The sequence below is a fragment of the Fretibacterium fastidiosum genome, assembly GCF_000210715.1.
GTDB lineage: Bacteria > Synergistota > Synergistia > Synergistales > Aminobacteriaceae > Fretibacterium > Fretibacterium fastidiosum.
This window is the reverse complement of the sequence record NC_021038.1, coordinates 2,428,596-2,440,678: the sequence shown is the minus strand read 5'-3', so window position 1 is coordinate 2,440,678 and position 12,083 is coordinate 2,428,596. Positions and strand designations below refer to the sequence as shown.

The window sequence follows — 12,083 nt, the reverse complement described above, 5'->3', positions numbered from 1 at the left end:
GAAACCCGAAGGCGGCGCACAGCTCACGAGCGAGGACCCCCCGCGTCACGAAGGCGTCGGGCTTCCCCTCCGGCGCGGCCGGAACGCCGCGCTTCGCGCCGCAGGCGGCGAGTCCCCTCGCGATCATGGAGGCCATCTCCTTCCGCGTGATCATCTCGTCCGTGCCGAACACTCCCTTGTGTCCCCCTTGATGAGGGCCATGGCCAGGACCGGGTCGTCCAGGTCCTGGATGTTGTAGGAGGAGGCGTGGGGGTACTCCGACGGCTCCGTCAGCCCGTAGAGGTTGGATATCTGGATGCTCCTGTAGCAGGGATGCTCCGGAGGCACGTCGGAGTAGCGGCACAGGGAGAGCTCGACCCCGGCGTTCAGGAGCGCCCACTGCACGTGGAAGGCGGGGAGGTCACGGAGCCTGACGCCCTCCCTGGCGGAGAGCGCGGCCAGGGCCCCCGCCGCCTGGCCCGTCATCATGCAGATGGGCTGGAGCCGGAGGGCGCCGGCGGAGAGGCGGGACATGGACAGGTTCTTCTCGGCGACGAGGAAGCCCTCGACGTCCGACGGAATGAGGACGTCCAGGGGCACCTGAAAGGGACCTCTGGGACGGTTGAGCTCGCTCGAAATCGCCCTCTCGCCAAGCTCCCACTCCATGTCGGAGTCCGTGTCCGCGCCGTGGAGGTCCAGGATGTAGCCGCCGATCGCGATCGCGTTGGGGAACTCGTGGCTGGTCTGGCCGTCGCGATAGCTCAGGGAGTTTTGCAGGAGCTCCGCCGACGTCAGCGTGCGCTGTCCCACCGCACGGCGCGACTCGCGGACGTAGGGGACGGGCGGCATCCGGCGGACGATCTCCTGCCACTCCGTCGGGAGCTCCCGCGCCGCCGGCGGCAGCGGGTCGTTCCAGTACTCGTCGTCGGCCACGGACCAGTTCTCCTGCAGCTCGTTCTGGACGTAGTAGATGAAGTGCAGCGTCTTGATCAGCGCCTGGCGCTCGACCTCCTCCCTCAGGGCAGGGTCCTCGAGGTAAGCGGCGGGCAGGCCGCGCTTTCCCTCCCATCCGTACTTCCCCGGGTAGTCGTTGCCCCAGTTGACGCCGCACTTGGTGATATAGGGCCAGTTCACCGCGTTGCCGTCGTAGGTCCAGGGGGTCGAGGAATCCGGGAGGCCTCGGTAGGCGTTGTGCGAGACGAAGTTGACGGGCAGGACGACGGGGTAGGTCCCCTTGAAGTTCGCGCCTCCGGCGATGACGTAGCTCTCGTAGTTGCGCCGCGCCAGGTCGTAGCCGGGCAGGGGGGCGACGGGCCTCAGTTCCTCCGGGACGCCCCCCGGGTACTTCTTGATGACGGCGGCCCACGTGATGTCCTGAATCATGGCGTCCGGGTTCACGAAGGGGGCGACGGAGTTTCCGACGCGGTAGGGCAGCCCCGCAAGTGGCAGGAGGTCCCCGTACTCCGTCGCGTCGATGAGGACCCTGCAGGTGACGTCCCGGCTCCCTCGCCCCGTCTCGAGGGCCACGCCGCGAACGCTGTGTCCCTCCTTCCTGACGGCGGTGACCGAGGCGTTCGTGAGGACGTCCAGGACGTTCTTTCCGCTGCCGCGCGTTGCCTCCACCATTTCCATCAGGACGTCGTGGCCGACGTGGGGCTCGAACGCCAGGCTCCTGGCGTCCCAGTAGCAGGTCCCCATGGCCTTCCCCCTCGCGTCGTAATAGTCCTTCAGCTTCGAGACAAACTCAAGGTACAGGCCGCTGCGCGTCCGGCTGAGGTCGTCCATCGTGGAGACGCCCGCCGCTGTGGCCTGACCGCCTATCCACGCGCTTGGCTCCACGACGAGCACCGAAGCCCCAAGCCGCGCGGCCTGAATGGCCGCCGCAATGCCGCCCATGCCGCCACCGGCCACCACCACGTCGTAATCGCGGCGCTTCCCCCCGCGTGGCGCCGAATCCGCGGGGCCCGCCGCGAAGGCTGCGCCGACGAAGGCGAGAGCCGCAAGCCACGCGGCGGTCCTCAGAGAATGCCACATGCCCATGAACTTCCGATCCGATCTCACGAAAGAAAACCTCCCTAAACCCTTACGACGCCGCAAGGTCAGCGCGCCGCTCTCCTGCTGAGGCGCACCTCCCTGGGCCCTGCCTTGCAGAAGGAGAGCCTGTAGGCTCCCGCGATCCAGTAGTACTCGCCGAGGTTGAGGTCAAAGCGCGGGGCGCTGCCGTACCGTCCCTGTCCCAGCCTCAGGACCTCGTCGAGCGCTTTGGATACGTCCTGCTCCCGCGCGAAGTGGGAGAGGACGTCGATGCGGTAGGCCCGCTCCTCCAGAAAATATATCTCGACCCCAAACTCACCGTGAAGCCACGCCCGGCGCAGCAGCTTTTTGTCGCCTCCCACGGCGTTGGCCTCCGCCGCTGCGTCCAGCAGGGCAGAGGTCTGCTCGTAGGTCATGCCTGGGGTGAATTTTTCGAGCAGCGCCAGAGCCCGCTCCACATTCCCCGACGCCCAGAGGGGCCGGCAGAGGCTCAGGCACAGGGCGGCGCACAGCGCAAGGCCCATCCCGGTCCTCAGCGCCGCGCGGAGGACGGAGCGCGAGGGATGAGGGCACATTTCGTCTTCTCTCTTCGTCATGACGTCTCCTTCGTTATCAAAATAGTTCGTTCCGCAGGGGCGATGGAACGTTCGCATTGGAGTATGATACACCATACAAGAGCGTGAGAGGCTGGAAAATCGAACGTCGTTATATTTTTTATCAGGTATAATGTATCTCAAGCTGAAAAAGAGCGGCGAAGGGGCCCGCTCTCTTTCGGTTGTCTTGTGAGGAGATGGACGAGATCGTTGTCAATCGCAGGGTAGACGAATACTATATGCGCCGGGCCCTGTCCCTGGCCCTGCGCGGCATGGGGCGAACCTCCCCCAACCCGATGGTGGGGTGTGTCCTCGTGCGCGATGGGCGCATTCTGGGGGAGGGGTGGCACCGTCGGTGCGGCGAGGACCACGCGGAGGTTGCCGCCCTGAAGGACGCCGAGCGGCGGGGCGAGACGGCGCGCGGCGCCGAAGTTTACGTGACCCTTGAGCCGTGCTGTCACTTCGGCCGGACGCCCCCCTGCGCCCAGAGGCTGGTTCGTGAGGGGGTATCCCGCGTGGTGGCGGGTACCGCGGACCCCAATCCCAGGGTGAACTCCGGAGGGCTGGCCGTGTTGCGGGAGGCGGGGGTGGAGGTCTCCGCACCCTGCCTCGAAGAGGAGGCGCGCCGGGTCAACAAGGGATTCATCCGCGTCCAGACCCTCGGTCGCCCCTGGGTGACCCTCAAGGCGGCGTCCGGACTCGATGGGCGCATGGCGCTGACGGACGGCGACAGCCGATGGATCACGGGCCCCGAAGCTCGCCAGTGGGCTCATGGGATGCGCGCCTCCCACGACGCGATCCTGGTGGGGGTGAGCACGGTGCTGAAGGACGATCCTGAACTGACCGTGCGGCACACGGAGGGCAAGAGCCCCTTGCGGGTCATCCTGGACTCGCACCTGCGCACCCCGACGAGCGCCAGGGCCCTTCGCGGCGGGTGCCTGATCCTCACGATCTCCCAGGAGGCGGAGAGGGCGCGGGCCCTGCAGGCCGCCGGGGCGCGCGTCGTGCCGCTGCCGTCCCGCGAAGGCCGCGTGGACCTTGAGGTGGCTCTGGCCTTTCTGGCACGGGAGGGCGTACTCACGCTGATGGTGGAGGGGGGGCCGCGCGTGCTGACCGCCCTGATGGAAGGGCATCTCGCGGACTCCCTTTCGCTGTTCGTGGCGCCCAGGGTCCTGGGCGAGGGAATCGGGATGGGAGAGGGGTTCTCGCCGGCCTCCGTCGCAGAGTCCTTCAACCTCAAGGACGTCACGTCGCGGCCCGTGGGGGACAACCTCCTGGTGGAGGGGCGCTTTTCATGTTCACCGGACTTGTAGAGGCCGTGGGGAGGGTTCGGGCGTTCACCAGGGGAGGACTGGTCCACACCCTGTCGATCGAGTGCCCGAAGATCGCCCCTCAGCTGGTCCTGGGGCAGTCCGTAGCGGTCAGCGGCGCGTGCCTCTCCGTCACGGCGCTGCGGGGCGATGCCTTTGACGTGGAGATGATGCCGGAGACGGCGGAACGCACGTGGTTTCGGGCCCTGCAGCCGGGGACCGCGGTCAACCTGGAGCGCGCCATGAGGCTGGGGGACCGCCTGGACGGACACCTGGTGCTGGGACACGTGGACGGCACGGCGGTCCTGCGCGAGATGACCGGGGAGGGCACGGCCCGAAGGGCCGTCTTCCGCGCCGATCCAGAGTTGCTGCGCGGCATCGTGCCCAAGGGCTCCGTGGCCCTCGACGGCGTCAGCCTGACGGTGATCGACGCGCTGGAGGCGGAGTTCTCGGTGGGGTTGATCCCCACGACGCTCAGGTCCTGCACGTTGGGGGCGGCCAGGGTGGGAAGCGTCGTCAACCTCGAGACGGATATACTGGGTAAATATACGGAGCGCCTGCTGAGGGGTTCGCGGAGCGGGAAAGGGCTCACAATGGAGGAGCTGAGGGGACTTGGCTATTGAAAAGGGTGCGGTGAAGGACGAGCGGCCCCCGTTCGACAAGGTCGAAGCGGCGATCGAGGCGATGCGCCGGGGGGAGCTGGTCCTCGTGGCCGACGACGAGGGCCCGGAGGACAAGGGCTACCTCGTGGGAGCGGCCTCCGGCGCGACGGCGGAGAACGTGAACTTTATGATGCGGTACGCGCGGGGACTGATCTGCCTTCCCGTCGCCGGCGAGGTGGCTCGCAGGCTCCAGTTGACTCCCGTCGCAGCCCCGCAGCAGGGCGGCACCAGGGCGGAGCCCTTTCTCGTTCCGGTGGACGCCCGCGAGGGGGTGCTCACCGGCGTCTCCGCAGCGGATCGAGCCCTGACCGCGCGGTTGGCGGCGTCCCCGGAGACCCATGCGGAGGACTTCGTGCGACCGGGACACCTCTTTCCGCTGGAGGCGCGCGATGGAGGCGTCCTCGTTCGGGCCTCCCACGCGGAGGCGGCCGTGGACCTGGCGCGCCTGGCGGGGCTCCCACCCGCAGGGCTCTCCTGCGACGTGATGAACGAGGACGGCGCCATGGCTCAGCTTCCGGACCTGCTGGCCCTGGCCGGGCAGCATCGCCTGACGTTCATCGTCCTCAAGGACTTGATCGCTTGGCGCTGCCGCCGGGAGAAGCTGGTGGAGCGGAGGGTGGAGGTCAACCTGCCGACGGAGTACGGCGCGTTTCGCGCCCACGCATACCGCAGCAAACTGCAGGACGACGACGCGCACACGCACGTGGCTCTGACCATGGGGGACGTTGCGAGCGGAGAACCCGTCCTCGTGAGAGTGCACAGCGAGTGCTTTACGGGGGACCTCCTGGGGTCCCTGCGCTGCGACTGCGGACCTCAGCTCCACGCGGCGTTGTCGATGATCGAGAGGGAAGGACGGGGCGTGCTGCTCTACATGCGTCAGGAAGGGCGCGGCATCGGGCTCCTCAACAAGCTCAAGGCTTACGAGCTTCAGGACGCGGGCATGGACACCGTGGAGGCGAACGTCGCCCTGGGTTTTCCGCCCGACCTGCGCGAGTACGGGACGGGGGCTCAAATCCTGATGGACCTGGGGCTGAAGCGCATTCGCCTGATGACGAACAACCCCAAGAAGGTGGTCGGCCTGGAGGGGTACGGGCTTGAGATCGTGGACCGCGTCCCCATCGTCATCGAGCCGAACCCATACAACGAGAGGTACATGAAGACGAAGGAGCACCGCATGGGACACCTGCTCCACCTGCTATAAGGCCGCTTCTCGGAAAATCCACGCTTCAAGAGATAAAAATAACGATAGACAAACGAGGTGTGTCTGATGCGAGTCATAGAGGGAAAACTGCTGGGGACGGGGCTGTCCGTCGGAATCGTCGCCTCGCGCTTCAACGAGTTGATCACGAGCCGATTGCTCGACGGGGCAAAGGACGTGCTCCTGCGTCACGACGTCTCCCACAACGCCATCGACGTCTTCTGGGTTCCCGGAGCCTGGGAGCTGCCCCTCACGGTGAAGGAGATCGCGCTGATGGGCAAGTACGACGCCATCATCGCCCTTGGGGCGGTGATCCGGGGGGACACGCCGCACTTCGATTACGTCTCGGCGGAGATGTCGAAGGGCCTCGCGCAGGTCGGACTGGAACAGCGGGTCCCCGTGATCTTCGGCGTCCTGACCTGCGACACGCTGGATCAGGCGCTGCTGCGGGCCGGCAGCAAGGCGGGGAACAAGGGGGCGGACTGCGCTTACGGCGCCATTGAGATGGCGAATTTGATGAGGACGATCCGCACGGCGGACGGAACGAGGGGGGGGACGCGCAATGCTTGACCTTCGCTGGATGCTCGCGCACCGCGAAGAGGTGGAGTCGTTTCTGAAAAACCGCAGGCACGACTTCGATATGGACGCACTGGAGGCGCTCGACGAGAAGCGCCGCCACATCATCATGGAGACGGAGGACCTGAAGGCCAGGCGCAACGAGGGGTCCCGCAAGGTGGGAGCGGCGAAAAAGACGGGCGAAAACGTTGACGCCCTCATGCAGGAGATCCGCCTCATGGGCGACCGGATCAAGGAGCTGGACGAGGGGCTGAGCAGGACGGAGTCGGAACTGAACGATTGCCTGATGCGGCTCCCCAACCGCCTGAGCGAGACGACGCCCGTGGGGGAGGACGAGGACGACAACCCCGTCGTTCGGACCTGGGGAACGCCACGGGAGTTCTCCTTCGAGCCCAAGCCCCACTGGGACATCGCCGAGGCGCTTGGCATCATGGACTTTGAACGGGGCGTCCTGCTCGCTCAGAGCCGTTTTACCGTCCTGAAGGGGATGGGCGCCCGCATGGAGCGTGCCCTGATCGCCTTCATGCTGGACCTGCACACCCAGAAACAGGGGTACCTCGAGGTGGAGCCGCCCTTCATGGTTCGGTCCGCGATCCTGGAGGGGACGGGGCAGCTGCCGAAGTTCGCGGAGGACCTGTATCGTATCGCGGACGAGGACCTCTGGTTGATCCCCACGGCGGAGGTGCCGCTCACCAACCTTCACCGCGAGAGCATCCTGGAGGAGTCGGACCTGCCCCTCTACTACACCGCCTACACGCCCTGTTTCCGGCGGGAGGCCGGGTCCGCAGGCCGGGACGTTCGGGGAATGCTGCGTCAGCACCAGTTCGACAAGGTGGAGATGGTGAAGCTCTGCACGCCGGAGACGAGCTACGACGAGCTCGAGAAGCTGACGGCAGACGCGGAATCGGTGCTGCAGGCCCTGGAGCTGCCCTATCGCGTGGTGTCCCTCTGTTCCGGGGACATCGGCTTCGGCTCGACCAAGACGTACGACCTCGAGGTCTGGCTCCCCTCACAGAAGAGGTACCGCGAGATCAGCTCGTGCAGCAACTGCGAGGACTTTCAGGCCCGCCGGATGAACTGCCGCTACCGCCCGGCAAGCGGCGGCAAGCCGCGGTTCGTCCACACGTTGAACGGGTCCGGCATCGCCGTGGGGCGCACGCTCATCGCAATCATCGAAAACTTCCAGCGGGAGGACGGCACCGTCGTCGTCCCCAGGGCGCTCGTGCCCTACATGAACGGCACGAGCGCGATCGGGAAGGACTGAGGGGGCCCGCGTGCCTGACTACGCGACGATCGCCGTCGGCTGTTCCCTGGCGGCGATTCTCTGCATCGCGGTTCAGTTCTGGATCAAGCGAACCTTGCCGCTCCGCCAATACAACTACTTTCGAGACCTGCTTCTGCTGGGGATATGGATGCTCCTGGCCATTTGGTTCGGTTCGCCCTACTCCAGGGCGGTGGCCGCCGCCGCCGCCGTCGCGGGGGCCGTCGGGCTTGCCGGCGCCCTCTACCACAGGCGCAGGTGGGACCTCTGCTTTCTCCTGATCGGCGTGCTCTGCGCCCTCTGGGGGCCCTCGATCCACTACATACGCTTTTCCGACGGAGACTACATCTACCTGGAGCCCTCCGCCTCCTTCGCCCTGACGACGCTCTGGTTTACGGCCTTTCCCATCGTCTTTCGTCACCTGGACGATATCCCCGGGCTGGTGGGGAACGTCCTGGCCGCGACGTACCCCCTGATGCTCATGGCGGTCCTCCTGATGGAGGGCCCCGCCTCGGAGGCGTTCTTCATGACCTTTGCGGGCCTCGCCCTCCTTGGGGCCTTCTGGAGCCGCTTCGGCAACGCCTACCGCCAAGCGGGACGGGCCATGTCCTCCATGTGGAGCATCCTGGTGGCGGGCACAGCGATCCTGGGGAACAGCAAGGGTATCGTCTTCAGCTCCATGTTCTTCCTCTCCGTGGGGCTCTACGCCATTCCCGCTGCGGAGGTCCTGCTCCTCTGGTGCGGCCGCGCGTTCGCCGAGCGCCCCGACGGCGGAGGACACCTCTACAGGGCCATGATCGCGCGGGGGCTGGAGCACCCGGACGCCGTTCGCTTCATCGCGGGGCTCTGCGCCCTCGTCAGCATCGCGGCGGCGCTGATCCAGTCCCCTCCGCGCACCATGATGCGGGGGTGTTGGGGCGTCGTGGGCCTGTGCGTCTTTGCCGTGATCTTCTCGCTGTTCCGCCGCCGGACGAAGCGGGGCGCCATCGCCCGCGAGGCCCCCGAACTGTGGGGGGTTCCCCTGGACAACGTCTCCATGAATTACGCGATCTCCCGGTCCCGTGGGCTGATCTCCAATCCACGGGGCACAGGCGCTCAACTCGTGGCCACCGTCAACGCCCTGGGGATGGTCGAAGCCCTTAAGGACGAGGAGTACCGCGGCATCCTGCGGCGTTCCGCGCTGGTCCTGGCCGACGGGACCGGCCTTCTGTGGGGGATGCGCTTCCTCGGAATGCCGCTTCAGGAACGGGTGGCGGGGATCGACTTCGCCGAACAGCTCTGCCGCACGGCCGCCGTCGAGGGATGGCCCGTGTACTTTCTGGGCGCGAGCGGAGACACGGCGGCGCGGTGTGCTGCCGCCCTGTCCGCCCGATATCCGGGCCTGATCGTCGCAGGGACGCGGGACGGGTACTTCGAGATGGAGGACCCGAACGTGCCCGCCGCCGTCGCGGCCAGCGGAGCCAGGGTCCTCCTGGTGGCCATGGGGCTTCCCCGGCAGGAAAAGTGGGTCGCCCTGCACGAAAAGCGCCTGGGGAAGGTCCTGGCCGTGGGGGTGGGGGGCGCCTTTGACGTCTTTGCCGGAGAGCTCCGTCGGGCGCCGTCATGGGTGCAGAAGATCGGGATGGAGTGGCTCTATCGGCTGTTCCAGGAGCCAGCCCGCTGGAGGAAGGACCTGGGGCTGTTCTCCTTCGTGGCGCGGGTGCTGGCGGCGAAGGTGAGGCTCCACCCCACGCGCAGCGCTCCGCGCTGACGACGGGGATGAAGGTTCTGATCCTCGCCGTGGGCAGGTCCAGGGAGAGGGCGCTGGCGTCGCTGGCGGAGGACTACCTGGCGCGCATTCGCCCGGCGGGACTGGTGGGGGTGGAGCGCACCCCGGACGTTCCGGCGCGCTCGCCGGAGGAGGCGATGGCGAAGGAGGGGCAGGATATCCTGCGCCGCATCAGGCCCAGGGATCGGACGGTCCTCCTGCGCGAGGACGGCGCCGAGTACGACAGTCCGGGGTTCGCCTCGTTTCTTGCCGCTGAAATGGAACGGGCCGGAGGACGCCTCCTGATGGTGATCGGCGGCCCCTGGGGGACGAGCGACGCGGTGAAGGCGCGCGCGGACACGGGGCTTTCGCTCTCCCAAATGACCTTCACCCACGAGATGAGCTTCCTCTTCCTGGCGGAGCAGCTGTACCGCGCTTTCTCGATTTTACAGGGGACCGGATACCACCACTAATTCCAATCCCAAATCCATCGTACACTTCGTTGTTTTTGCTCGCCTTGCTCGACGTACTATTATGTACGCCTTCGCTGCAGCTCGCAAAAGCCGCCTCGTCCACGAAGGATTTGGAAATGGAATGAGACGGTACGTTCAGTGGCGGGCGTTCCGTCAGCGCCTGCCCAGGTCCTCCAGCGCTGCCTCGAAGTGGGATGCCGCGAGGAGGATCGTCTCCACGCCCTGCGTGATACTGTCCCGCAGGGCTGCCAGGGCCGCCTTCCGGCAGATGAAGGCGATGTCTGCGCCCGTCATGCCGTCGGTGCGCTCCGCGAGGGTCGTCAGGTCCACGTCCGGCGCCACGGGCTTCCTGCGGAGCTCGATCTGAAAGATATCCCGCCGCGCCTCCGCGTCCGGCAGGGAAAGCTCCAGGATCAGGTCAAACCTTCCGGGCGTGAGGCACGACGGATTCACCAGGTCCAGCCGGTTGGTCGTGGCCAGGACGACGACGCCCTGAAGGTCCTCGATGCCGTTCATTTCGGACATGAACTGTCCGATGACCCGCTTCTCGGTGACGCCGTCCCCCGCGTTCGCGGGGAGGAGGGACTCGACCTCGTCGAAGTAGAGGATGGAGGGCGCCGCCTGACGCGCCACGCGAAAGACCTCGCGGAGGGCCCTTTCGGATTCCCCGATGTAGCGCGACATAATGGAAGGCCCCTTGACCGGGATGAAGTTGATCCCGCTCTCTCGTGCCAGGGCGCGCGCCAGAAGGGTCTTCCCCGTCCCGGAGGGCCCGTGAAGCAGGATCCCGCGGATCGGTCGGATCCCACACCTCTCGAAGAGGTCCGCGTGCTCCAGCGGCCACATAACGGCGTTGTAGAGCTCCGCCTTGACGTCCTCCAGCCCCCCGATGTCCTGCCAGGAGACGTCTGGAATCTCGACGAAGACCTCGCGGATCGCCGAGGGTTCGATCTCCATCAGGGCGGACAGGAAGTGGCGCATCCCGACCTCGAGGGCTGCGACCCTCTCGTAGGGGATCGTCTGGGTCCTGAGATCGACGTAGGGCAGGACGTCGCGCACGCAGGCCATCGCGGCCTCCTTCGCCAGCGCTTCGAGGTCGGCGCCCACGAAGCCGTGGGAGAGCGCGGCCACCCTCTTCAGGTCCACGTCCTTCGCCAGGGGCATACCGCGCGTGTGTATCTGAAGGATCTCAAGTCGTCCCGCGCTGTTGGGGATCGGGACCGATATCTCCCGGTCGAAGCGCCCCGGACGCCGAAGGGCGGGGTCCAGCGCGTTCGGGATGTTGGTCGCCGCGATCACGACGACCTGCCCGCGCGACTCGAGGCCGTCCATCAGCGCGAGGAGCTGGGCCACGACCCGGCGCTCCACCTGCTTCTCGCTGCCCATGTCCTCGCGCTTCGGAGCGATGGCGTCGATCTCGTCGATGAAGATGATGGAGGGAGCCCGCTCCTGTGCCTCCTCGAAGATGTTGCGGAGCCGTTCCTCGCTCTCCCCGTAGAACTTCCCTATGATCTCGGGCCCGGAGATGTGGGTGAACCAGGCGTCCGTCTCCCCGGCCACCGCCCTGGCGATGACGGTCTTCCCCGTCCCCGGAGGGCCGTAGAGCAGGACCCCCTTGGGAGGCTGGATGCCGAGGCGCTCAAAGACCTGCGGAAAGCGCAGGGGGAGCTCGATCATCTCCCGCACCTTGCGGATCTGCGCCCCGAGGCCGCCGATGTCCTCGTAGGAGACCCTGTGCGGTCGGACCGTCTTCGCGGGCTTCAGCAGGTTCAGGCAGGTGGCCCTGTTGAGCACCACCGTCCCCGCGGGCGTCGTCGCCGTGACGCGGAAGTCGCAGACGCGGGTTCCGAAGAGGTTGACCCGCACGCGGTCTCCCGTGCGGACGGCCGTGTCCTCCAGGGACGATAACAGGTACTCCTGGTCCTGCTCCTTGTCCGACAGCTTCGTCTCCGTCAGGGGCTCCAGGGTGGCATTGCCCGCAAAGCGCCGCTCCACGGCCCCCTCGACGCTGACCGTCTCGTCCAGGGAGGTCGAGGCGTTCTCGCGGAGCAGGCCGTCGATTTGAAGGATGCCGCGCCCCGCCTCCGGGTCCCCCGCCCTGGCGCGGGCCGCCGTCGTCCTCTTTCCCGTGATTTCGATGAGCGCGCCCTCCGAGAGCCCCAGTTGCTCCATGTCCTTCGGGTGCATTCTGGCAATGCCCTTCAGGGCGTCTCCTGGGTACGACTCCTGCACCTTGAAATCCTTTCGCAT

At 66.8% G+C, this 12,083-nt stretch carries 10 protein-coding genes; 7 read left to right on the top strand and 3 right to left on the bottom strand.

Features of this window, described 5'->3' with window-relative positions; translation table 11 throughout:
• Positions 1–150 precede the first annotated feature (150 nt).
• Positions 151–2,040, bottom strand: coding sequence for an FAD-dependent oxidoreductase (locus tag SY1_RS10965; protein ID WP_208873800.1), 1,890 nt, complete (start codon positions 2,038–2,040; stop codon positions 151–153).
• 38 nt (positions 2,041–2,078) lie between these two features.
• Positions 2,079–2,609, bottom strand: a complete 531-nt coding sequence (locus tag SY1_RS10960) for a hypothetical protein (RefSeq protein WP_208873799.1) — start codon at positions 2,607–2,609, stop codon at positions 2,079–2,081.
• Positions 2,610–2,803: 194 nt separating this feature from the next.
• On the opposite strand from SY1_RS10960, the gene ribD reads away from it, so the two are divergent.
• The 7 genes from ribD to SY1_RS10925 all read left to right on the top strand — a co-directional run bounded on the left by ribD (position 2,804) and on the right by SY1_RS10925 (position 9,833).
• Positions 2,804–3,919, top strand: coding sequence for a bifunctional diaminohydroxyphosphoribosylaminopyrimidine deaminase/5-amino-6-(5-phosphoribosylamino)uracil reductase RibD (gene ribD / locus SY1_RS10955; RefSeq protein ID WP_015557055.1), 1,116 nt, complete (start codon positions 2,804–2,806; stop codon positions 3,917–3,919).
• Entirely contained in the window at positions 3,901–4,539 is a 639-nt protein-coding gene (locus SY1_RS10950; protein ID WP_015557054.1) for a riboflavin synthase, read from the top strand. Before ribD ends, SY1_RS10950 begins: the two co-directional genes overlap by 19 nt.
• Positions 4,529–5,779 (top strand): GTP cyclohydrolase II, encoded by a 1,251-nt coding sequence (gene ribA / locus SY1_RS10945; RefSeq protein ID WP_279369736.1) that lies wholly within the window; start codon positions 4,529–4,531, stop codon positions 5,777–5,779. The genes SY1_RS10950 and ribA overlap by 11 nt, the downstream gene beginning before the upstream one ends.
• Positions 5,780–5,845: 66 nt before the next feature.
• A complete protein-coding gene (gene ribH / locus SY1_RS10940; protein ID WP_015557053.1) occupies positions 5,846–6,346 on the top strand; it encodes a 6,7-dimethyl-8-ribityllumazine synthase in 501 nt (166 codons plus the stop codon).
• Positions 6,339–7,616 carry a serine--tRNA ligase gene (serS, locus tag SY1_RS10935; RefSeq protein WP_015557052.1) on the top strand — a complete coding sequence of 426 codons (1,278 nt, stop codon included), beginning with the start codon at positions 6,339–6,341 and terminating at the stop codon, positions 7,614–7,616. Before ribH ends, serS begins: the two co-directional genes overlap by 8 nt.
• Before the next feature lie 10 nt (positions 7,617–7,626).
• The gene (locus tag SY1_RS10930; protein ID WP_208873798.1) at positions 7,627–9,363 is read left to right on the top strand and encodes a WecB/TagA/CpsF family glycosyltransferase; all 1,737 of its coding nucleotides are present in this window, start codon (positions 7,627–7,629) and stop codon (positions 9,361–9,363) included.
• A gap of 8 nt (positions 9,364–9,371) precedes the next feature.
• A complete protein-coding gene (locus tag SY1_RS10925; RefSeq protein WP_015557051.1) occupies positions 9,372–9,833 on the top strand; it encodes a 23S rRNA (pseudouridine(1915)-N(3))-methyltransferase RlmH in 462 nt (153 codons plus the stop codon).
• A gap of 153 nt (positions 9,834–9,986) precedes the next feature.
• Here SY1_RS10925 and SY1_RS10920 read toward each other — a convergent pair.
• A partial coding sequence (locus SY1_RS10920; protein WP_208873797.1) for a CDC48 family AAA ATPase occupies positions 9,987–12,083 on the bottom strand: 2,097 nt, incomplete at its 5' end.

Excerpts from the sequence above, each read along its gene's own strand:
- serS (WP_015557052.1), top strand. The coding sequence starts at position 6,339 with ATGCTTGACCTTCGCTGGATGCTCGCGCACCGCGAAGAGGTGGAGTCG.
- SY1_RS10960 (WP_208873799.1), bottom strand. The coding sequence starts at position 2,609 with ATGACGAAGAGAGAAGACGAAATGTGCCCTCATCCCTCGCGCTCCGTC.
- ribD (WP_015557055.1), top strand. The coding sequence starts at position 2,804 with ATGGACGAGATCGTTGTCAATCGCAGGGTAGACGAATACTATATGCGC.
- ribH (WP_015557053.1), top strand. The coding sequence starts at position 5,846 with ATGCGAGTCATAGAGGGAAAACTGCTGGGGACGGGGCTGTCCGTCGGA.
- SY1_RS10925 (WP_015557051.1), top strand. The coding sequence starts at position 9,372 with ATGAAGGTTCTGATCCTCGCCGTGGGCAGGTCCAGGGAGAGGGCGCTG.
- SY1_RS10950 (WP_015557054.1), top strand. The coding sequence starts at position 3,901 with ATGTTCACCGGACTTGTAGAGGCCGTGGGGAGGGTTCGGGCGTTCACC.